Origin of the sequence: Gilvimarinus agarilyticus, from assembly GCF_000832015.1 — a bacterium.
GTDB lineage: Bacteria > Pseudomonadota > Gammaproteobacteria > Pseudomonadales > Cellvibrionaceae > Gilvimarinus > Gilvimarinus agarilyticus.
Genome location: NZ_JXCJ01000001.1, coordinates 3,547,943 through 3,571,277, shown reverse-complemented (window position 1 = coordinate 3,571,277; position 23,335 = coordinate 3,547,943). Strand labels below are relative to the sequence as shown.

At 51.1% G+C, this 23,335-nt stretch carries 14 protein-coding genes; 9 read left to right on the top strand and 5 right to left on the bottom strand.

Features of this window, described 5'->3' with window-relative positions:
- Nucleotides 1-8: 8 nt before the first annotated feature.
- Nucleotides 9-1,634, bottom strand: a complete 1,626-nt coding sequence (locus SD69_RS15450) for a methyl-accepting chemotaxis protein (RefSeq protein ID WP_041523921.1) — start codon at nucleotides 1,632-1,634, stop codon at nucleotides 9-11.
- 383 nt (nucleotides 1,635-2,017) lie between these two features.
- Here SD69_RS15450 and SD69_RS15445 point away from each other — a divergent pair, with 383 nt between their 5' ends.
- The 6 genes from SD69_RS15445 to SD69_RS15420 all read left to right on the top strand — a co-directional run bounded on the left by SD69_RS15445 (nucleotide 2,018) and on the right by SD69_RS15420 (nucleotide 15,342).
- Complete coding sequence (locus SD69_RS15445) at nucleotides 2,018-4,606, top strand: family 20 glycosylhydrolase (protein ID WP_052481229.1); 2,589 nt, start codon at nucleotides 2,018-2,020, stop codon at nucleotides 4,604-4,606.
- Between the two features lie 480 nt (nucleotides 4,607-5,086).
- Nucleotides 5,087-7,741: a TonB-dependent receptor gene (locus SD69_RS15440; protein ID WP_041523920.1), complete on the top strand. Its 2,655-nt coding sequence runs from the start codon at nucleotides 5,087-5,089 to the stop codon at nucleotides 7,739-7,741.
- A 71-nt stretch (nucleotides 7,742-7,812) separates the two neighbouring features.
- Nucleotides 7,813-9,333 carry a tryptophan halogenase family protein gene (locus tag SD69_RS15435; RefSeq protein ID WP_041523919.1) on the top strand — a complete coding sequence of 507 codons (1,521 nt, stop codon included), beginning with the start codon at nucleotides 7,813-7,815 and terminating at the stop codon, nucleotides 9,331-9,333.
- A 40-nt stretch (nucleotides 9,334-9,373) separates the two neighbouring features.
- Complete coding sequence (locus tag SD69_RS15430; RefSeq protein ID WP_157471722.1) at nucleotides 9,374-10,084, top strand: DUF6445 family protein; 711 nt, start codon at nucleotides 9,374-9,376, stop codon at nucleotides 10,082-10,084.
- Nucleotides 10,085-10,623: 539 nt separating this feature from the next.
- The gene (locus SD69_RS15425; protein ID WP_041523918.1) at nucleotides 10,624-13,677 is read left to right on the top strand and encodes a TonB-dependent receptor; all 3,054 of its coding nucleotides are present in this window, start codon (nucleotides 10,624-10,626) and stop codon (nucleotides 13,675-13,677) included.
- A gap of 102 nt (nucleotides 13,678-13,779) precedes the next feature.
- Nucleotides 13,780-15,342 (top strand): tryptophan halogenase family protein, encoded by a 1,563-nt coding sequence (locus tag SD69_RS15420; protein WP_084591611.1) that lies wholly within the window; start codon nucleotides 13,780-13,782, stop codon nucleotides 15,340-15,342.
- A gap of 6 nt (nucleotides 15,343-15,348) precedes the next feature.
- Here the strand turns inward: SD69_RS15420 and SD69_RS15415 are convergent, their stop codons facing one another.
- The 3 genes from SD69_RS15415 to rdgC form a co-directional block, all read right to left on the bottom strand.
- On the bottom strand, nucleotides 15,349-16,899 hold the full coding sequence (locus tag SD69_RS15415; protein WP_232301222.1) for a tryptophan halogenase family protein: 1,551 nt from the start codon (nucleotides 16,897-16,899) through the stop codon (nucleotides 15,349-15,351).
- A 116-nt stretch (nucleotides 16,900-17,015) separates the two neighbouring features.
- Nucleotides 17,016-17,576, bottom strand: coding sequence for a glutathione S-transferase family protein (locus SD69_RS15410; RefSeq protein ID WP_041523917.1), 561 nt, complete (start codon nucleotides 17,574-17,576; stop codon nucleotides 17,016-17,018).
- 66 nt (nucleotides 17,577-17,642) lie between these two features.
- Nucleotides 17,643-18,575, bottom strand: coding sequence for a recombination-associated protein RdgC (gene rdgC, locus SD69_RS15405; protein ID WP_041523916.1), 933 nt, complete (start codon nucleotides 18,573-18,575; stop codon nucleotides 17,643-17,645).
- Between the two features lie 149 nt (nucleotides 18,576-18,724).
- Between rdgC and SD69_RS15400 the strand changes: the two genes are divergently transcribed.
- The 3 genes from SD69_RS15400 to SD69_RS15390 all read left to right on the top strand — a co-directional run bounded on the left by SD69_RS15400 (nucleotide 18,725) and on the right by SD69_RS15390 (nucleotide 22,171).
- Complete coding sequence (locus SD69_RS15400; protein ID WP_041523915.1) at nucleotides 18,725-19,549, top strand: SMP-30/gluconolactonase/LRE family protein; 825 nt, start codon at nucleotides 18,725-18,727, stop codon at nucleotides 19,547-19,549.
- Between the two features lie 599 nt (nucleotides 19,550-20,148).
- Nucleotides 20,149-21,057: an N-acetylglucosamine kinase gene (gene nagK, locus SD69_RS15395; protein ID WP_041523914.1), complete on the top strand. Its 909-nt coding sequence runs from the start codon at nucleotides 20,149-20,151 to the stop codon at nucleotides 21,055-21,057.
- Between the two features lie 37 nt (nucleotides 21,058-21,094).
- Nucleotides 21,095-22,171, top strand: coding sequence for an acyltransferase family protein (locus tag SD69_RS15390; RefSeq protein ID WP_041523913.1), 1,077 nt, complete (start codon nucleotides 21,095-21,097; stop codon nucleotides 22,169-22,171).
- A 92-nt stretch (nucleotides 22,172-22,263) separates the two neighbouring features.
- Here the strand turns inward: SD69_RS15390 and SD69_RS15385 are convergent, their stop codons facing one another.
- Complete coding sequence (locus SD69_RS15385) at nucleotides 22,264-23,295, bottom strand: LacI family DNA-binding transcriptional regulator (protein WP_041523912.1); 1,032 nt, start codon at nucleotides 23,293-23,295, stop codon at nucleotides 22,264-22,266.
- Between the last annotated feature and the right edge of the window lie 40 nt (nucleotides 23,296-23,335).

Sequence of the window (23,335 nt, the reverse complement as noted above, 5' to 3'; positions counted from 1 at the left end):
CCCAGAGCTCAACTTAGCGTAAACTGCTCTAGTCGGTGTGATAAGTCATGCGCTGCATCGCGAATTTTTTGTGAGGTCTCAAGTGTCCCTTGAGCCGCACTTTTGGTGCCGAGCGATGCGCTTTCCACCTGGCTGACGTAGTCCAAAATTAACCCGCTGGCCTCTACGTGCTCGGCCATCGCCTGGCGGATGTGCGAGACGATATCTTCCACCGAGCGGGTTTCTTCTCGGATTGACTGCACAATTTTGCCGCCTTCGGCTGTCTGTGCGATCCCCTCCTTTAGCTCTTTCACCATGGCGTCCATATTGTTTTTGCTTTGCTGCGAGCTGAGTTGCACGGCATTGATTGAATCGCTGATTTCACTGGTGGCGGCGCTGGTGCGCGATGCCAGCTGGCGTACCTCGTCGGCAACCACCGCAAACCCCCGTCCTTGATCACCGGCGCGAGCGGCCTCGATGGCCGCGTTCAACGCCAGCAAGTTGGTTTGCTCGGCCACGGCGCTAATAACGGAAATAACTTTGGAGATATTGTCGATACGCTCGGCCAAGGTATCCATACTTTGTTGTGTGGCGCTAATATCGTGGTCGATATCGGTAAAGCGTTGTACCGCGGCCGAGATAAGCGAACGGCCGCGCTCAGAGGTTTGCGAGGCGGCTTCGGTTTGCGCGCGGGCGTCTTCTGCTTGTGCCATAGCGTGCCGGGTTTGTTGATTAAACTCCTCGGCTGAGGCCGCAATTTTGCTGGTGGTAATACTTTGTTCTTCGGCCATGGCCGTGCTGGTTTGCGCTTTTTGCACAATGTCATCACTAATGTGGTCGAGGCTGCTAGAGGCTCCGGCCATTGCTTTCATCATCTCACGCAGCGAATGACGCATTTTAAGCACAGAGCCATAAATGCTGTCATCGGGCGCTTGGTGGGTCTGATCGTTCTCTGTGAGATCACCGCTAGAGACTTTGCGCACCAGCGTAACTACCTCCCGTAGCTCGCCACCGAGCCCGCGCTGTAAGCTGTTTACCGCAAAATGAACCGGCACCACGATCACTAAGATCAACACCAGTCCAATCAGCAGCTGGGTCGTGGCGCTGTCCCAAAAGCGCGCGTTGGCTTCGTTAAAGCCTATGCCGGTTCCTACCACCCAGCCCCAACGTGGGCTCAACTTAGCGATTGAGAGCTTATCTTCAACCGAACCGTCGGCCTGACGCTGAGTCCAATGATAGCGAGCTAACTGGCCGTTTTCCCCCTGGACGGCGCGCTGCAAAATATTACCTACGCTTTTATTTTCGGCGTCTTTGAATTCGTGAAAACTGGTGCCGTGCAGCTGGGGGTCAAGCGGGGCGGCGACAAAATCGAGATTTTCGTCGGCGACATAAACATACTCCGACTCATGATAAATATTATTGCGCAGCAGCTGCATGGCAATGGCCTTGGCCTGCGACTCCGACAGGGTGCCATCGGCCTCCAGCGACTCCATTTGAGTTACCGTGGCATATGTGCTGTTTAGCAGCTGTTCAACCCGCGCCTCGTTATCTTGGCTGGTGGCGTGGCGAAGGGTAAACAGCCCGACGGTGACGATCACCACGAGACCGGCAAATATCAGGGTGGTAAGCACCCACATTTTTAAACGCAGAGTCATAAGCTTGCTCACTTTTAGGTGTAATAGTGGTTGATTGTGATGCCAATGTTAACAACGTTGTCACGTGTAGGTTGGCACGTTATTCCCTATTTGTCCGAGGCTCGCAAATGTTCTCTTTTTTAGTTATGAGGATGAGTCTTTTAACCAGAGTCCGTTTGTTTTTTACTCAAATACTGGAGAATATGCTCATTTGTTGAGTATAACGACTGTAGAATGTAAATCTTTAATGTCCTGGATGTAAAGAAACTTTAATACTACCCGGGATGCGTGAAGGTGCTGGACAGCGGGTTTTAATGGTGTAATCTGGACAACGTTGTCAGATCTAGTGGTTAAGGTGCGGGTTAGCGCGCCTATATCGAGTAAATGGGGTTGAGGATATAACAATGAAATACCTGTTAATGGGCTTACTGTGTTTTTACGGGGTTGCGGCTGCGGCGGCGACATTTACCCAGGAGTCGCTGCGCAGCTTTGCTGAAAATGCCAAAGCACGCTTTGCTATTGTTAGTAACGTCGGGGCCAACGGCTCGCAAATGCGCTTCACGCTGATTAATGAAGCCGAGCAAAGTCTTCCGGCGGGCGAGGGCGACTGGTCAATTTACTTTCATTCGGTGCGGCAGGTGTCCGTGCTGGGTGATAGCGCGGTGGCTATCGAGCACGTCCAGGGTGATTTGCACCGGGTTTACCCTACGGCGCAATTCGCCGGTCTTAAATCGGGCGATTCACTCGTTATTGATTATAAACCGGCCGCTGGCATGGTGAGTTATAGCGATTTTATGCCGCGCACTTTTATTGTCGCCGAAGGCCTTCAGCCAGAGGTGTTTCGTAACACCGATACCGAGGTGTTTAGTGAGTTTGTCGACCCTATTGACCAGCCTGAACAGCAAATGCGCAGCGCCAGTGACAAGTTTGCGATTGCCACGGCTGCCAGTCGGTATCAGGCTAACGCCGCCCGGCCGCAGCCCACGGGTGATACCTCTGACGCCTTGAAGCGTATTATTCCCACGCCGGCCAATGTTGATTATCAGCGTGGAGAAACCGCATTAGACGGATCTTGGCGCATTGTATTTGCCGGCCGCCTTAAGGGAGAAGCCAATTACTTAAAAGCTCAGTTGGCCGATGTGGCGGGTTTACAGTTAGAGGCGAGTTCGAGCGTGTCACCCGGTGCCTACGAAGGCGATGCCCCGGCCATTATTCTGAGCGTGGGGTGGCCGGATGAGCGTAAGCTAGCGCTGGCCAGCGATGCCGAAAGCTATACCTTACGTGTTGAGAAACAACGCATTGTGATCAATGGCCGTGATAATGCCGGTGCATTTTACGGTGTGCAAAGCTTGCTGGCGCTGCTTAACCCTGCACAAACAGAGGCACATACTGTGCCGCGGGTACACATTGCTGATACGCCTCGCGCCGGGTGGCGTGGTATGCACTATGACATGGGCCGCAACTTTCACGGTAAAGAGGTCACTCTGCGGCTTATTGAGCAAATGGCGCGCTATAAGCTCAATAAGCTACACATGCACCTTACCGAAGACGAAGGTTGGCGTCTGGAAATCCCCGGGTTGCCTGAGCTGACCGAGATAGGCGCTAAGCGCTGTTTTGATTTGACTGAGCGTGAGTGCTTGCTTACCCAGTTGGGTACAGGCCCTCACGCCGATGGCTCTGGTAACGGTTACTTTAGCCGGGCCGACTTTATCGAGATTCTTAAATTTGCCGCCGAGCGACATATTGAGGTTATCCCCGAGATCGACATGCCCGGCCACGCGCGTGCGGCGGTTAAGTCGATGGACGCGCGCTTTGCTCGCCTAATGGAGGCTGGCGATGAGAAAGCGGCGCGCCGCTACTTGTTGGCAGACCCAGAGGATCAGTCGCAATACGTTACCGTGCAAAACTATACCGATAACTCGATTAACGTATGTCTGGAGTCGACCTACACCTTTGTGGATAAAGTGATGTACGAGCTGCAGCAAATGTATCGCGATGCGGGCTTAAAGCTCTCTATCTTCCATATGGGGGGCGATGAAGTCGGTAAGGGCTCATGGGCTCAGTCGCCAGTGTGTGATGAATTGTTTGCCGGCGAGCTAGGTGTATCCGGGCCGGCCGATTTAAAACCTTACTTTGTGAGTCGTGTATCCCGCTTGGCCCACGCGCGCGGTTTAGCGCTAGAGGGGTGGGAGGATGGCTTAATGTACGATGCCGTCAACACCTTTAATCGCAATCAATTCGTGAATGAAGACGTTATTGCCAACGCCTGGGACAATATTTGGGAATGGGGTGTAGCTGATCGAGCCTACCGCTTGGCGAATAACGGTTATCAGGTGGTGATGTCGCAGGCGACTCACTTGTACTTTGATCACCCCTACGAGGCGCACCCAGCCGAGCGTGGTTATTACTGGGCGGCGCGGGCCACCGACGTGGGCAAAGTATTTGGCTTTATGCCCGATAACCTCTACGCCAACGCTGACTTTACCCGTAATGGCGACCCTATCGACGACGTTGAGGCGCTGGTAGGACGTGAGCTGCCAAACCTGCAAAAGCCAGAAAACATACTCGGCATACAAGGCCAGGTATGGAGTGAAACGATACGTACCCCCAAGCAGTTAGAGGCGCTGATTTACCCCCGTGTGATGGCGCTGGCCGAGCGCGCTTGGCACAAAGCTGATTGGGAGGGGGAGGCGCCCGATACCAATGCGCGCGATCGCGAGTTTGCCAACTTTAGTCAAACCCTGGTCGCTAAAGAGTTACCCCGGATGGAGCGCGCCGGTATTGCCGTTCACTTGCCGGTACCGGGCGGTGTAATCACCGATGGTGAGTTGCGCGCTAACGTACCCTGGCCTGAGCTTAAGATAGAGTATAAGGCCGGAGAAGACGCCGTGTGGCAGTCATACCGTAAGGGCGTGGAAATTCAAGGGGAGCCCATAGTCCAGCTGCGCAGTCGCAGCGGTTCTTATGTTAGCCGAGTGACAGTGGCCCGCTAATCCAATTGTATAAGTTTTGCTTGAGCGCCCCAATGTAGTGCATTTTGCTATATTGGGKCGCTTTTTTGTGCGTGATGTCTTTTTTGTGGAACAACGTTGTCAAGAGGCATTTTAGGCGCCTAACAGGAACAAATATTTACCCTATCGTAAAGCCGTTAAAAGTAGCCTAACTAACTGAATTTATAGTTAAAAAGAAGATTATTAATAGTTGATTCTCAATCGCCAATCAATTAAGTACAAAAGTTGTTCTTGACAACGTTGTCCTGACGGCGGTAAAACTAACCATGTGATCTGGTGGGTATCTTGAACGGGACTCTTGCAACTAACCGGTGGATCATTTTGATGCTTCATTACCGGGAATAGGGGTGAGGTGTTAATCCTATATAAGCGTTTGACTAAGACAGAGATAGGTAAGCCGTAACGCGTGCGCACAAAAAACGCGTGGCTGCCAAATAAAACAACGATAGCGAGGAGACAGTTATGGGAAACAATCAAAGTAAATTTCGTAAAAGGCTGCTGGTTAGCAGTATTTCTTCCTGCCTACTAGCATCAACCTATGTGAGCGCGCAAGAAGAGCCGTTAATGGAAGAGGTTGTTGTTACAGGCATTCGTGCCTCTATCAGTAACGCCGTTGATATTAAGCGCGATGCAACCGGTATTGTCGATGCTGTTTCAGCTGAAGATGTGGGTAAGTTCCCCGATAGTGATGTGGGTGAGTCTTTGGGCCGCATTCCTGGTGTTACTGTGGGTCGTGCTTTTGGCCAGGGCGCCTCGGTATCTATTCGTGGCGCGGCGCCGCAAATGACACTGACTCAGTTAAACGGCCAGAATGTAGCTTCTACTGGCTGGTACGATCAGCAATCGGTTGACCGTAGCTTTAATTACTCTTTACTGCCATCAGAGCTGGTGGGCGGTATTGATGTTTACAAATCATCGCAAGCGGACCTGAACGAAGGTGGTATCGGCGGTACCGTTATTGTTAAAACCCGTAAGCCGCTCGACATGGATGCCAACACCGTTTTTGTTGGTGCCAAAGCGAGAACTGGCACTATTGGTGATGAGGTGTCTCCTGAGTTTTCTGGTCTATACAGCTGGAAGAATGATTCCGACACCTTTGGTATTTTGGTTGCTGGCGCTTATGAAGATTCGGATTATGTACGTCGCGGTACTGAGTCTGATTACCAGTGGTCGCAGGATGTTGAGCCTTCCACCTTTGTGCAAGAGCGCGAGCGCACGGCGCTTGATGCCAATGTTCAGTTTGCCCCGACAGATGCTCTAAGCTTTAACTTTCATGTGTTGTCTTTGGATCTTACCGCCGATAACATCGGTACCAACATGTACTTCTTCCCTGTAGGTTCTAGCACCTACCGATGTGAAGAGACTAATGCCGCGGGCGTATGTGTGAAGCAAGTGGTCGATGAAGCTATCCGTGGTGACTTGGCTCCAGGCTGGGCCAGTGGTGCGCCAGACTCTGAGACTTTTGTACAGTCTTGGGGGCGTGTTGCTGAGATGACTTCCGACACCTATGATTTTAGCGGTGAGTATATAGGTGATAACTTTGTTGTTACCGGTAGTGTGGGTAACACTAAAGCAGAAGGTGGCACGAGCTTGACCACCAACTTCCAGTACTATCCAAGCACTGGCAGCCCAATGTCTTTATGGGCAGGTACAATCGATGCGACTGGCAAACAGATCGAAATTCACACCACTCACGATCCAAGTATGACTCTGGATGACCTGCAAGAGACAACCAATGCACAAGCATGGGCTGTGGGTAAAACACCAAACAGCGATGAAGAAACCTACGCGCAAATTGACGTAGAGTTTGAGCTTGATTTGGGCGTTATTACTTCGTTCAAAACTGGGGTTCGTACAACAGATCACGATGTTGAGCGCTTTAACTACGTTGGCGATATAACCCCGACTGAGGTGGCGACTGCATCGTTGTACGATGGTATCTATGAAGTTGGTATGGATGGCTTTACCGCCCCTGAGCCAAATCTAAGTGCCATGGTTGCGGCCACGCGTAAGGATCTTGATGGTTGGATCGAGCAGCGCTCTGGTTACTCTTTGCTAAACGAACAGAATGACGCGATTTACGGTATGTTCACCTTTGAAGGTGAGGGTTTTAAAGGTAACTTCGGCCTACGTTATGTGAGCTCCGACGTTACCCGTAGTCAGTACGAGTTAGATGGTACTGAGCTGGCCGAGGGCGACATTGGCGCTAACAACGGTTATAGCTATACCTTGACGGATCACAAGGCTAGCTACCACGAAGTGTTGCCAAGCATTAACGCGTCGTTTGATTTGACTGATGATTTGATTCTGCGTATGACTGCGGCACAAACCATTAGCCGGCCAAACTACGACGATATGATCGTAAGCTATTCTGGTTATGCCGACGACCGCGATAACAACCAAGTAGTAAAATTGGGCTCTGAAGGCTTGTTGCCGATGAAGTCTAGCCAGGCTGATCTGAGCTTGGAGTACTACTATGGCGATGGCAACCTGATCTCTGCGACGTATTTTGTTAAGTCGATCAACAACTTTGTGACCGATGTGATTAGCACTGGTAATCAGATTGGCGTTGTTGACCCAGCTGGCGGCGATAACTGGACCCTGAACGAGAAAGTAAACGCTGGCGGCGCTGAAATCGACGGTATTGAGCTGCAGATTAATCATGCATTTGATAACGGCTTTGGTATTTCGGCTAACTACACCTTCGTAAATGCGGATGCTCCGGCGGAAGCCTATGCTGACCGTATTGGTGTGTTTACCGAATCGTCTAGCGACAGTGCTAACCTTGTCGGCTACTGGGAGAATGATGTATTCTCAGCTCGTGCTGCGTACAACTGGCGCTCTGAGTATATGATTCGTGAAGGTGCTTTCTACTACGGCAATCGTATGCACGATGATTTTGGTTCTCTGGATATGAGCCTGGGTTGGAATATTACCGATAGCATTGATGTTACCTTTGAAGCAACCAACTTGCTTGCTGAAGATGACATTCAATACGGCGCTGCTGATGCCTCTACGGCAGAGTACGGCATGAAAGCTCCACTGCTTGAGGGTTACCCAGCGTGGTCATATGAGGGTGAATCTCGCTATATGGTGGGTGTAAGCTTTAAATATTGATCGCTGAGTGATAGGAAAAAGCCCAGCTTAAGCTGGGCTTTTTTTTGGCTTATTATTACAGAAGGTATGGGATGAAGATTAGGCGAATAGCGATTGTTGGCGGCGGTACCGCAGGTTGGCTGGCTGCAAATCACTTAGGTGTTGAGCTTAGTAGGCGACCAGACATTGAAATTACCTTGATCGAATCCAAAGATGTGCCCGTGATTGGCGTAGGCGAAGGCACTGTCCCCCGAATTAAAGCGACATTACAAAAATTTGGCATCTCTGAGATTGAGTTGGTCGCCGAGTGTGACGTTACCTTTAAGCAGGGTGTGAAATTTTCCGGTTGGATGACACCCCCAAAAAATGGTTGCAATTATTATTACCATCCATTTTCGCCGCCTTATCCCGGCGGGTTCGATTTAACAAATTACTGGCTGAACAACTCTGAGGCTCTTGAGTATGCCCAGCTGTCTGATTTTTATAGTCTGGCACAAGAGAATAAATCGCCGAAGCGGGTGAGCTCGCCGCCCTATGAAGGCGTGGTTGATTACGCGTACCACTTTGATGCGGCGAAATTTTCCGGTCTTCTGTCAAAAAATGCCCGAGAAAAATTTTCCGTAAAGCATATTTATAGAACTATCGCGCGGGTTGAAAAAAGCGATGATGGCAGTATTAAAAGCCTTATTTATAGCAATGGCGAGGAGCAGGAGTTTGACTTTTATATCGATTGCTCTGGATTTTCTTCGTTATTGATCGGCGGGGCTCTAGGTGTCCCCTTTGTAGATAAGTCCGGTCAAGTCAAGACCGACTCTGTTTTGGTGTACCGAAAATCAACTGAGGCAAGCGAAGAGATTTTGCCTTACACGCTCGCCACTGCGCATGAGGCGGGTTGGGTCTGGGATATTCCTTTGACAACCCGACGAGGGCTAGGTTTTGTGTATGCTGCTGATTTTATGAGCGAAAATCGTGCGGTTGAGGCCTTCTCTGATTACTTAGGATGTGATGTCGAACACGGTGATTTGCGCTCGGTACCAATGAAAATAGGTTATCGAGATGTTTTTTGGGAAAAAAATTGTGTTGCACTCGGGTTGGCGCAAGGATTTGTTGAGCCGTTAGAGGCAACATCAATTTTGGTTACTGACTTTGCTGCAAATTTGATTGCCAGAAATTTTCCCGATGATACTCACGATATTCAGACGATTGCGGATCACTGTAATCCATTAGTACGCTATACGTGGGAGCGTGTTATCGATTTTGTGCAGTTGCATTATTGCCTGTCGGACCGCCGTGACTCAGACTTTTGGTGTGAAAATACTGAGGCGCCTAAGCTGTCTGAGGTGCTGGAAAGGCGGCTGGGCTTGTGGCAGCTACAGCCACCACAAAAATCAGATTTTTTTAGTCGGTTTGATATTTTTGGCCCGGAGAACTATTTATATATTTTATATGGCATGAGATTTCCAACAAAATCTAAACCGATGGGGAGGCAGGAGGCTGAAAAATATCGAGAGATTATTGTAAAAGTGCAGGGTCATTCGCTACAGATGAGTGGTGCTATGCTGTCGCATCGTGAGTGGTTGAATGAGCTAAAAAAAGCTTTAAATAAAGGCTAAGAGTAGACTTAACGTAACGTTTATAGCTTAAGTGGGTAAAGTGATTAATCATAATAGTAGGGTTCAGGCGGCGTTTTTTGGCGAGGAGAAGAATAAAGTGATCATTGTGGATGACTTTATTAAGGATCCTTCGTTGTTGGTCGATTATGCGGTAAACGCTGATTTTTTAGCGTCTCCAATGCTGCGTCAGCGAAAAGGTTACCCTGGGGTAAAAGCTTCCATGCCGAAACCTGACGCTGATGCCTTGACGAAAGGTGTTGAAGGCCTTATCAGAACCGAATTCTCGATTCCAGACACGGCTCAGCTAAACCCGCCGAGCTCTTCTTTTTGTCTGATGACCGTTCCGGAAATGCAGTTGGGGCCGTATCAAACCATTCCGCATTTTGACACTTCCCGCCAGAGTTTTTTTGCGGCGTTATTGTTTCTCTGTGGCGAAGAGCACGGTGGGACTGGATTTTATCGACACAATAGTACGGGGCACGAATCGATTTCTCCTGATCAGAGTGATAGCTATCTCGACAGTTGTTTTTACGAGCTAAACAATAAGAAAATAAGAAAACGCTATTTCTCTGAGTCGGATGAATATTACACGAAAGTTGGGTTTGTTCCGGCTGCCTATAACCGCTTGATAGTTTATCGTGGATGCTTGCTTCATTCCGCCAATCTGACTTCTTTAATTAGCTTGAACCCCGACCCACGTGTTGGACGGTTAACGGCAAATATTTTTTTAAATTTTGATTTAGAAGTGTAGCACCTACCACTCTGTTGATTGATGCGCGCGCCCCCATGACCGTGGGGGCGCATTATACCCTTTCGTTTTTGTTCAGATTAAAGCCTTGGCGAGCTTGTTTTTTAAGTTGCCGTTGGCACCTAAACTCCTTGTGTCAAACCAAAAGTTGCCTACTATATTGTATGTTGCTGTCCGCTTTGTTCTGGTCAGTATGACTAAAAGGTGTGAGGTAAGTGGGTAGCGGTCGCCTGATGGCATAGAAACTAAGGATGGTTGATGTGTTTTACTTTTCTTTAAGTTTTTTAGATTGTTGTACGGGCCAGATTAATACGGCACACAATAAATGTTAATTTTTCTGTTGCCTGTTGACAACGTTGTCCTGTTGGATGTAAAAATGTCTTGCTGTAAGTGCAGGATGCCGTCTCTAAGGTTGGGTTGCTCCAGGCTATCGCTCAGGTACGGTGCACGAATGTCGCTCAGTGAAGCTCCACTGGCAGCGTTACGGCATTAAATAAAATTGTTATATAACAATAACTTATATTATATGTGAGGAGATCGATATGCACATTGGAAAAGAAAAATTCAAACGTAAACTGCTCGTATCGAGCATTGCTTCCTGCTTATTTGCGTCATCCTATGCGTTAGCCCAGGACGGCGAAGATGCAATGATTGAAGAGGTTGTGGTAACCGGTGTATATGCCTCGCAGCAAAACGCGGTGAACACCAAGCGTGATGCCGCGGCGGTGGTGGACGCGATTTCCGCCGAAGATATCGGTAAGCTCCCCGATGTAACCATCTCCGATTCGTTGCAGCGTATCCCTGGCATTCAGGTTGAACGTACTGCCGGTGAAGGCGGCCCGGTTCAAATCCGTGGTATGGCGGGTGTGGCAACCTCCCTGAACGGCGAAACTTTCTTGAGTGCAACAAGCATTGATACTTCGAGCGCAGATTTCGGTGATCTGCCATCGCAGTTGTTCTCTGGTGCTGATGTGTACAAAGCCCCCTTTGCTTCACTTGCAAGTGTTGGTACGGCCGGTACTGTAAACCTGAAGACCCGCCGCCCCTTCGACTTGGACGATGGCTGGACATTTTCTGGTAGCGCCGAAGTTGACCATGGCTCAATCAGTGATGAGTATGATCCTACCATCAGTGGCTTGATTGGTTACAACGCGGATAAGTGGGGKGTTTTGGTCAGTGCGGTAACCACAGAGAAGAATCTGGCGACTGATTTTAACGGTTGGTTTGATACTTCAGAAAACGGTGGTATTGGTGCGGCGCGTGCCAATGGCGGCGCTGATCCAGATATGCCAGGCACCTACTATGTTGTTCCTCAGGGTTTCTCTGCTTATAACAAGCAGGAAGAACGTCAACGCGATGGTGTAAACGTTTCTTTTCAGGCTGAGTTAAGTGATGGTATCGAGCTGGTTGCTGACTACTTCTACAGCGATCAGGAGCGTTACAATCGTCGTGCCGGCTTCTCTTCCAACAACCGTTGGCAAACATTCTCTAACTACGCTTTCCCTCTGGACAATGAAACTGGTGGTGAATCCTGGACGTATCAGCCAACCGCACCAGGCTCTGCCGCTCAACCGTGGGTTTCTCTGGAATCATACGAAGCACGTCCGTTGCGTATTCAGTCGTTTAGCCAAACGAATTACAACCTTGAGCACTCAGAAAATGCCAGTGTAGAACTGAATTTTGATGATGGCGGTCCGTTGACTGGTCAGGTTCGGGTGACGACGGCGAGTGCCGAGCATCAAATGCGTCATGGCTATGGCGAGGGTGACGTTATTGACGTTGTTGCGGCTAACCTGAACGATGGTAAGGGTGGCTTTGTACCAGCCGAATATTGCTCTGACGCTAATGATATCGTCGGAGACAAAGGCGGCTGTTATGTAGATTATCAAGCCGATAGTGTTCAGGAAGCGGATCTGTTTGACACTGACTGGATGATGACTTACGAGCAAAGCGGCGACGATATTCAATTTGGTGGCTTCGACAGTATTGTTAATGGTGGTCAAGGGCAGATGTCTGTTGCTGACTACATGGCGAGTATCGACAGTTATCACGTAGGTGCATTCTCTTCAGAGAACAACACCGATACTGAAGGTACCTTGGATACATTCAGCACTCGCTGGAACTATGCCTTTGATGAGACGCCGTTTATCTCAAGTGTAGACGTAGGTGTTCGTCAAAGCCGTCGAACAGTCGACCGCTCCGTATTCTCATTGTTTGGCGGTCTGGACTCTACCGGTGATTGTTACGCTCAATGGCGTGCTGTTGACCAAGCGGCTGAGTTCCCTGATGTTTGTAATAAGCCCGATGATGAGCTAGGCGAAATGGTTGGTGGTGAGTGGGTCCCATATCAATTGTTGCCGCCTACACGCGTCGATGAGTTTACCAATGCCGTTTGGATTGACAGCTACAGTGATAATGTAAACGGTGTTCCTGGTGTATGGGCGATTGATCCGCGTGAGTTTGACGACGCTGCTGGATTTATGGATCGCGTGTTTGGCGACAACAGACGTCTTGACAATGCCGGCCAGTCCTATGGCGTTAAGCTGGATGAGCTCAGCTATTTTGCACAAGTAAACTTCGAGGCAGGCCCGGTAAGTGGTAACGTGGGTGTTAATGTGATCGAAACAGACTTGGCTATTCGTCAGAATCTGGTGGGGCCTAACTATCCACACTCTGGAACTGGTCCGGACATTGGTGATGTTATTACTGAGCGTAGCTACACTGATGTGTTGCCTAGTGCAAACGTTAACTACACCGTAACCGATGATCTGGTGCTGCGTTTGGGTTATGGTGAAACCATGATGCCTGTCGACATGCTGCAATGGGGCGGTGGTAAGACTGTAGGTCAAACCTTTAATACCGACTGTGCTTGTATGCGTATTGAAAACGTGAGCTTTGCCGGTAACCCTGATCTGGATCCAACCCGCTCTAGCACTCTGAACTTGTCAGCTGAATGGTACCTGGGTGCGGCCTCTATGGTTAGTGCTACTTACTTCGAGCTGGATATCGATAGCTTCGTGGTGAACGGTACTATTCAGGTGCTTGAGCCAGATGCTGACGGCGTAAACCGTGGTCCCAATAATGGCTATTGGACTGCAGCTGCATTGGTGCAAGGCACCGGTGGTTCTGTAGAGGGTGTGGAGCTGCAGGCAAAAATGGCTTTCAGTGACATAACTGATGGTTTTATGTCTAATTTTGGTTTCGACGTAAACTACACATTGTCTGAAAGCTCACAGGATGCTATCGGCTTTAATGGCGAAGAGCTTCCGTTCCCGAACAACTCTGAGGATACCTACAACCTTGTCGGTTGGTTTGAGAATGACTTCCTGTCGGCTCGCCTGGCCTATAATTTCCGCTCGCCACGCCTGATTACCGGTGGTAACGACAATACCGGTGGCCAAGGCTTGTACCAAGACGAGTACGGCCAGTTAGATATGAATGTAACCTGGGATGTCACCGATAATGTTGCCGTTTACGTGAACGGTTCAAACATTACCGAAGAAATCCAGCAAACTTACATGGAATTTGAAGAGCAGGAAGCCTTCCAGAACGTTTACGAAGCACGCTGGGCACTGGGTGCTCGCGTAAACTTCTAAGAGTTCCGTTAAGCGATAGAAAATCTCAGGCGCTCGTTTAGGGCGCCTGTTCTTTCAACCGCCGCAAGGGCCTAAGGGTTTTTTGCGGCGGTTTTTTTATATATGCTGAATAAACTTTTAGGGTTGTGGCCGGGAAATAACAAAAAGGTGGTTGGGTTGGACGTTAAACAGGTAAACAATATCGTCATTGTGGGTGGTGGTACGGCGGGTTGGATGACCGCCGCCAGCTTGAGCAAGCATTTTCGCAAAACCAACATCAAGCTTACCTTGGTGGAATCCTCGCAGATTGGTACGGTAGGGGTTGGTGAAGCCACTATTCCGACCCTTCGTCGTTTTTATGCTGAGCTAGGCATGGACGATTTGGCGGTTATGAAGGTCACACAGGCAACCTGTAAGCTCGGCATTCAGTTTGAAGGTTGGCGCAAGCCTGGCGAGTCTTTTATCCACCCGTTTGGGCTGTATGGGCAAAAGGCCAATGGTATTGAGTTTCATCACTATTGGATGTGCTTAAAAGAGCTGGGCGATACCAGTAAGCTGGCCGATTACTCTTTAGGCGTGAACCTTGCCAAGCAAAGTAAGTTTATCGAGCCGTCCCCCAACCCGCCCTCAGAGCTGTCGGTATACGATTGGGCGCTGCACTTTGATGCGGCTTTATTTGCTAAGTTGATGCGCGAATACGCCACGGAGCATCGCGTCACCCGCATCGATGCCAAAATTGACCGGGTTAATGCCAGTGCAGCCGGAATAGACTCTTTGGTGTTGGAGGACGGCACTGTGGTGGCGGGCGATTTATTTATTGATTGCTCTGGGTTTAAAGCAATGCTGATTGAGCAATCGCTGCATACGGGTTATCACGATTGGAGTGAATGGCTGGTGTGCGATAGCGCTGTGGCGGTGCAGAGCACGCGTGAGGGTAGCGCGCCGCCCTATACGGTGAGCCGCGCCCATAAGGCCGGTTGGCAGTGGCGTATCCCGCTGCAGCACCGGGCCGGCAATGGCCATGTGTTTTGCAGCCGTTATATCAGTGACGATGAAGCAACCGCTACCTTAACCAATAATGTCGTGGGCGAGATGTTGCACGAGCCGCGTCGCTTTAGCTTTACCGCCGGGCGTCGCAAACTGGCCTGGAACAAAAACTGTATTGCGGTGGGCTTGTCGGCGGGKTTTTTAGAGCCGCTGGAGTCTACCAGCATTGCTTTAATTGAGACCGCGATAGAAAAGATACGCCGGGCGTTTGCCAGGCCCTGGTATACGGCGCAAGAGGTAGATAACTTTAATGACCTGACCGCTCAGGAGTACGAGCGGGTGCGGGATTTTATTATCTTGCACTATAAACTCAGCCAGCGTGACGACGGCGGCCTGTGGCGGTACTGCCGCGACATGCCGTTACCCGATATGCTGCAAAAAAAGCTGGCGACATTTCGTGAGCGGGGCGAGCTTATACGCTACCCAATTGAAATTTTTGGCCCTCCGAGTTGGCTGGCCATTTACGATGGGTTTGATTATTTGCCTGAGCAGTATGACCCGCGAGTCAATAAAATGGACCCGCAATATCTACGAAAGGCTTTGACGCAAATGCGCCAGTCGGTGGCGACGGCGGTTGCGTCGGTACAAAGCCACGACGACTTTATTGCCGAGCACTGTGCGGCCGTGCCTCCGACCTAGAGTGTACTATTGCTCGGCGGCGCAATGCCGTGCGATAAAATCGGCGTGCGACATAGGCTGGCTGGCCGCCTGGCGAATGGTCTCGCGTATTTGCGCAAGCTGCTGCTTCAGCGCGTCTAACTCAATGGCATCGGCGCGGCGGTCGTAATCGCCAGCCTTAACCTGAAATCCCATGTACATCGAGATCCAGCTGTCGGGCTCAAAGGCCTCAGGATCGTGGCTTACTAAGTGGCCACGGCTTTGGTAGAGCGCCATTTTGTGCTGCAGGGTGTCGGGTATTGCCATGCTCTGGCAGTGGCGCCAAAACTCGGTGTCCGAACGGCTTGTGGCTTTGTAGTGCAGTATTAAAAAGTCGCGGATGCGTTCAAACTCGTGATGGTGCTGACGGTTTACTTCGTCCACATCGCACTCGTGGTATCCCTGATGTGGGAAAAATGCCAGCAGGCGGCTTATGCCGGTTTGTATAAGGCTGATGCTGGTGGATTCTAGCGGCTCTAAAAAGCCCGACGCCAGCCCCAGTGCGTAACAGTTTTTATGCCATATTTTTTTGCGTTTACCGGTGACAAATTCAAATGATCTTGGTGCCTTGATGGCAGCCCCGTCTATGCCGCTTAACAGGGTTTGCTCCGCCTCCGTCGCATCGCAAAAGGCGCTCGAGTACACATAGCCGTTACCGGTACGATGCTGCAGAGGGATACGCCACTGCCAACCAGCCTCGCGTGCAGTGGTGCGAGTGTAAGGTGCCGGGTCGCCGACCTTCTCACTTTGCACGGCAATGGCGCGGTCGCACGGTAGCCATTGGCGCCAGTCATCGTAGCCCGTGTGCAGGGCCTGCTCGATCAATAGGCCGCGAAAGCCGGTACAGTCAATAAATAAATCGCCGTTAAGTTGTTCACCGCTATCGAGCTTAAGTGATGCGATGTCGCCGCTTGTGTGATCAAGCACTACGTTATCGATTTTACCCTCGCGTCGGATAACGCCACGCTGCTCGGCATACTCGCGTAAATACAGCGCGTAACGCCCCGCATCAAAATGGTAAGCGTAGCCGTAGTTGGCCAGTGGGGTTGGAGGGTTGGGGTGCGGTTGGGCAAAGCGACCTTGCTTGGCAAGTTGAGCGGGAAACGAGTAGTCCGCTGTGTTTATTTTCTCTCCGGCCAGTTGTAAGCGAATAAGGTGGTGATGAAACTTAACGCCTTTGAGTGGCATGCCATAGTCGGCAAACGGATGAAAAAACTCGGTGTCTATCTGGTGCCAGTCACGAAACTCGATGCCAAGTTTAAACGTAGCGTGAGTTTTTTTTATAAAATCCAATTCGTCGATACCCAGCGAGTCGTTAAAGGCGCGGATGCTGGGAATGGTTGCCTCGCCTACGCCGACGGTGCCAATCGCTTCGGACTCGACAAGAGTAATGTGCGGGGCGCGGGGAAGGCTGCCGAACTGTGTTAGGGTTTTAAAATGATGGGCGAGTGCCGCCGCCGCCATCCAGCCGGCGGTGCCGCCGCCGGCGATAACAATAGAGTTGATGGTGTTTGCGGTGCGAGCGGAAGTATCGGCCACGGGGTTACCCTTACTGTTGTTTTGGGCAGGATACCTGCTCGCCAGATAAGCGTCTAGCAGGCTGTTGCAAAACCCCTTGCACGCTTAGCGTGAGGGATTTTCAGCAGCTTGCTAAATTATAGCGGTGGTGGTGCGGTAGAGCTAAACGGTTGGTAATGGTGAAGCGCCTGCAAAAACTTGGCAAGGTTGGGGTAGGCATCCAGCGAGATTCGGTCGCGGTATTCCCCCCACGCCAAATAGCACCCCAGGCGCAAGGCCATATCGCCGTATGGTGCATGTGACGGGAGCGGCATTTGATCGAGTTCTGCGAGAGTGGAGCTAACCCGTGCGCTCTGACGCTGGAGGTAATCGCTTTGCTCGGGGTAAACGCCATCGCGCTCTAAAAAAAAGAGATTAACGCAGGCGTCGAGTGACGTGTTAACCAAACAAAACGCATCGTACTCGGCGATATCGGCAAAGTAACTCTGGCCGGATTTTTCGCGGACGTACTTAACAATCGCGGTAGAGTCGGTGAGGCCGACGTCGCCGTCTTGTAAAAAAGGAACCTTCTTTGTGGGTGATTGCTGTGCGCTGGCACTGGCGTCGGTCTCGACCAATTGGTACTCGAAACCGGCTTCGGCCAGGGCAATGCGGCAATGGCGTACAAACGGAGAGGTGTAACTGCCGTAGAGTTTCAAGGTGCCTCCGGTGGGTAAGCTGAATGTGTGAGTAAGGCGCCCGCATTGCGCGGACGCTTAATCATCTTAGCCCGCGACTATCTCGTCTGCCAGTGTCTCTGCGCTTTCGCCGCCAAAGGCGTCGGTTACAGCACGAATAAACGCCGATAGCTCCAGCGTCATAATGGCAAATTCGGCGTCAAACTGTTCGGCGAGTGTTTCGGGAGCGCGGTCGCCGGCGCGCTCCAGTAGCTCGTCGGCAAACTTTACCCGCTTAAAGGTAAATTGGTCGTCAATAATACAGCTGATGGCCTCTTTCCAGTGAATGGCCAGTTTGTTGACGTACATGCCGGTTTCAATGTGCTGGCGCACCTGCTCGTCGTGTAAGTCCAGTTTTTTACAGCGAATAACGCGTTCGTCACTGCTGGCGTTTAACTCGCACTCATCGCCCAATTCAAAGTCTTGCGCCAGCTCGTGCTCGCGAACCCAGTGGGTCATCACCTGTATCGCGGGGTCTTTGGGGGTGAGGGGTACGGCCCGCAGGCTGCCAAGCGATTCGCGCAGTGCGCTGAGCATGTCCTCGGCGCGGCTGGCGCTGGAGGCATTTACCACGATTTGGCTGTTGCGGGTATCGATATAGGCAAAGTCGACACTGGACTTGGTAAAGGCTTGGGGCAGCAGGGTGAAAATAATTTCATCTTTCATGCCGTCGCGCTCTTTGCGCCCCACAGGGCGGCCCTCTTCGGTGCGAATCGCCCGCACTTTTTCGTCGAGCAGCTCTTTAATAACGCCGGCCGGAAGGATTTTTTCCTGCTTTTTGCCGGCAATGGCGATATAGCCATTGGCGGCGTGGGTGAGGGTTTGCCCGTCGGGCCCGAGGGGAGATACCCAGCCGTAGCGCGACATATCCATTTTGCCGCAGGGGTTAAAGCTGTGCTCTTGCAGTGCTTCGTCCAGCGCTTCGGCGGTTAGGGTAAAGGGCTCGGCCAACCGGAAGATTCGTATATTTTTAAACCACATAATCAGCTCTTAACTCGCTATTTTGTCGGTGCGCGAGTGTAGCAGAAGCGGGGGAGGTTAAACGACCCGAAAGGCGCTTTTCGAGCGGTGCGGTTTAAATAGGTATGCAGTAATATGGTCGTTTTGATCATAACTGTGAGGAGGGAACAATGAAAACTTACATGGGAGTCTGCTTGCTGGCGTTGGCCGTTAATGCCCCGGCAATGAGCGCATTGCAAAAACCAAGCTGGGAAACGGTATCACTGCGTACCCCAGAGTCCGTACTGGTACACGAGTTTGAGGATCGCAAGGTGCTGCTGGTTTCGGAGATAGAGGGTGGCCACAGTGATGTTGACGGCGCCGGCGGCATCGCCATGCTGGCACTCGATGGCACGATTATCGAGCAGGATTTTGTGCGTGGGCTTAACGCGCCTAAAGGTATGGCCGTGTTTGAGGACACGCTTTACGTTGCCGACATCACTGAGCTGGTGGCGATAGATTTAACCACTCAGAAGGTGATTGCACGCCATGTCGTAGAGGATGCCGTGTTTTTAAATGACGTGGCAGTGGATGAGAGAGGTGCCGTGTATGTGACGGATACTCGTGTCGGCAAGGTGCACCGGTTGGTTAATGGCGAGCTCGATCTTTACCACGAGGGCTTGGCGGGGGCCAATGGGCTGTATACCGAGGGGACGGATTTATATGTTGGTGCGGGTTCACAGTTGTTCCGTTTATCGGGCGATGGCGGCAAAGCTGTGATTGCCGAAGGTTTTGCAGAGAATGTGGATGGCGTTGAGGCCGTTAATGGTGGCGGATTTATCGTCTCCTGTTGGGCCGGCTTGGTCTATTACGTTGAACCGGATGGCACCTTAAACCTTTTGCTGGATAGCCGTGCCGAGGAAGTAAATACCGCCGATATTGGCTATGACAGCGAGAGTCATACTCTGTTTGTTCCCACCTTTCACGGCAGCAGCGTGCGTGCCTACTCTTTGTAGTTATTGGCTTTTGGCGGCGGAAACATCCATGTAATAGCCGGCCTTCGGGCGTGTACCTACGACGGCCGGCTCGGCGCCACAGCGGGCTTAAGTGGCGTTGACTTACAGCGCTTTAGGCAGGGCAGGGCGTGTCGTTAATAGCGGGGACATTCCTCTGGGTACTTTTTTTAGTTACAGGCTTGACAACGTTGTCCTTCGGGCATAAGGTGTTAGTTATTGACAACGTTGTCTCTCGCTGAGCAATTTCTGATAATCGCGAGTGAATAAGTGCGCAGCTGGTAGCCAGTGGGCGCTGTGGGGCAACGTAAGGCAGTACAGAATTTGGTTGGGGCGGGTCATTATGGGCATTTTGGCCGGCTCTGCTAAATCTTGGTGCGATGGACTGCATCATGCGATACGCAGGGACTGTAAGTATCATCTATCATGGCTCTCCTTGTGGTTGATGGCCCTTTGGCCATCAACCACCTTTTTTCGCGACTATACGCACTGGTGCCGTGAGAGCTTGAGTAAACATATCGAATTTAATCGTCAGGTGGCGTTATCATTGGTTACCTGTACGCTAGCACTAAGCTGGCATAGCTAAAATAACGAGGTATCACATGGAGCAGCGGCCTGTTGCTGACGACACTCTATATCTAGGCATCGATGGTGGTGGCACTAAATGCCGTGCGGTGATCGTCGACGGTTCCGGCCAGACTCTGGGTGTGGGTAACGGCGGTCCCGCCAATCCATACCACGGCGTGGCGCGGGCACTTGAGTCTATCGATAACGCGGCCGATGGTGCGCTGCGTGCGGCAGGTTTACCTAAAAGCGCAAAATCTCAATTGGTGGCTGGCCTGGGCTTGGCTGGTGTGAATGTGCCTAGTCTGTTTCAAATCGTTAAGCAATGGGATCACCCCTTTAAAGAGCAGTACCTCACCACGGATTTGCACATAGCTTGTATCGGCGCCCACGAGCAAGATGACGGGGCGGTTATCGTCTCGGGTACTGGCTCCTGCGGCTTTTCTCATGTGAATAATCAGTCTTTGATTTTAGGGGCACACGGCTTCCCCTGTGGCGACGTCGGTAGTGGTGCCTGGATTGGCTTAGAGTGCGTTAAGGCCGTATTGCTCGATTCCGATAAGTTGGGCCCTAAAACAGCGCTCACGGACTTGGTTGCCGAGCAGTTGCAGGCGCGTGGGATTATGATCGTAGAGCGCTTAAACGGCGCTAAATCGAGCGATTATGCCAAGCTGACGCCACTGGTTTTTTCGGCCGCCGAGCAGGGCGACAGTGTTGCACTGCGCATTATTCAGGAGGGCGCCGATTACCTTACGGCGGTGGCACGCCGCCTGTGGGCTACTAAGCCGCCACGTATGTCTATGTTAGGCGGTGTCTCACAGCGTATTGTCGATTGGATGGACGATGATATCGCCGCGCGAATGTCAGAGCCGTTACGTCAGCCAGAATTTGGCGCTGTGCGTTACGCGCGCACGCAATACGAGGCCTTAGCAGAGCCGGTAGTGTAAAGGCCATTAATAATAAAAGGTAATATTTGAGGGCGGTATGGCCAAGCAGCGATTTATTTCTTTGGATGTTATGCGAGGCCTTACCTTAGCCTTGATGATTTTGGTCAACACGCCGGGCTCGTGGTCGTACGTTTACGCGCCTTTTTTGCATGCCGATTGGCATGGTGCCACCCCGACCGATTATATCTTTCCTTTCTTTTTGTTTATTGTTGGCTCGGCCATGTATTTTTCCAACCGGGCCAGTCAGGGCGTAGCTTATAGTGCGCGCACCGTAAAGATATTGCGCCGCACGCTTATGTTGTTTGTGATTGGGTTGTTGCTTAATGCCTACCCTTTTACGGGTGATTTAGATCATTTACGCATTTTAGGTGTGTTGCAACGAATTGCGCTCGCGTACTGTCTTGCGGCGTTTATTATTTGGCTGCCTGGTTTGTATCGCCTTATTGTTTCGGCCGTTTTGCTGCTGGGGTATTGGGGTTTGTTAAATCTCGTGCCCGAGCCCTACACGGTAGCGGGTAACTTAGTCCGTCAGATCGACTTGGCCGTGCTCGGTGCCGATCACCTGTGGCAAGGTAAGGGGATGGCGTTTGACCCGGAGGGGCTGTTAAGTACGCTGCCTGCGGTTGTGAATGTGATTTTTGGTTTTGAGGCGGCCCGGATTCTGGTGGGGAGCGATGATAAACGCCGTGCACAAATAACATTAGCGTGTATGGCCGTTGCGGCCATTGTTGCCGCTGTGGTTTGGCATCAGGTGTTTCCGATTAATAAATCCCTCTGGAGCAGCCCTTTTGTCTTACTAACCTCCGGTGCGGGCATTGCAGTGCTACTGATTTTGGTACAGCTCGAGAAGTTATCGGCCGTAAAACCGGTGTTTAATGGCTTTACGATGCTGGGTAAAAACCCGTTGTTTATTTACATACTAAGCATCATCTGGGTTAAGAGTTACGCACTGTTCACCATTAACGGTATGTCGTCTTACCAATACTTTTTTGAATCGCTCGCTCAGGTGATGTCAAATTACAACGCGTCTTTAGTGTTTGCGTTAATTCATGTGGCGGTGTTGTGGTGCGTTGCCTGGTGGCTCGATCGTAAAAATATTGTTATTGCGTTGTAGGCCGGCTGATCACTTACCCATAAAAAACCGGCTGCTGCCGGTTTTTTTATGGGTGTTTGTTATCTTGTGCTAAAAGGCTTTTTTGCCCGGGGTTATTTTCCCGGGGCGGGGCAGGTTGAGTCGCGCACGATCAGCTCGGGGTAGTAGCCCTCACTGGCGATTGATTTTCCGGCGCGCGCCTGCTGCTTAATGGATTTGATGAGCAGTGAGGCGGCTTTTTGCGCGATGGTGCTGGTAGGCTGCGCGGCGGTGGTAAGGTTGGGCCAGGCCTGACGTGAAAAGGGGCTGTTCTCAAACCCGGCAATGGAGAGCTCGGCGGGCACATCAATACCGGCAATACGGGCAGAGAACAAGGTGCCGGCGGCAATCTCATCGTTACAGGCAAAAATGGCGGTAGGTTTGCTGCGCTTGTTGGCCAGCAACTTGCGGGTGCGTTCTACCCCGGATTCAAAGGAGTAGCTGCCGGGTACAATGTATTTTTCTTTTGGTTTTATTTTGTGGTCTTGCATGGCCGCTTTAAAGCCGGCCAATCGCTCGCCGCTGGATTTATGCTCTTCGTCACCACCAAGAAAGGCAATTTCTTTGTGGCCGAGGTTAATTAAATGCTCGGTAATGGCGTAAGCGGCGTTGTGGTCGTCAATAAAAACACAGGGTGAGATATTGTCGGGTGCCTGTGAGCCAGAGAGAATCCGGACAAACTTAACGTTGCGCTCGGTGATCGCTTCGAGAATTTCGGCGTTCTCCGAGATCGGCGGTGTTAGCACCAGGCCGCCCACCCGGCTGCGGTCGATCATCTCCAGCACTTCCTGAATAATGGTGCGGCTGGAGGCGTCGCAGGGATGAATAACCAGCTCGTAACCTTGTTTGCCGCACTCGTCTAAAATACCGCGCTGCATGTCGATTACGTAGTTGCTGTTGGGGTTGTCGTAGATAAAGCCAATCGAAGACGCCGCACCGCGTAAGCCGCGCGCCGATAGGTTGGGGCGATAGTTGAGCTGTTTAACCGCTTTCCAGACTTTTTCCTGGAGCTCCTTACCCACGGTTCCTTCGTTGTTGATAACCCTGGATACGGTTTTAAACGAGACTCCAGCCAATTTCGCGACATCTTTAATGGTTGGTTTCATGTCGTTATCTGCGTATCAATTATAGTGGTTTTATTCCGCT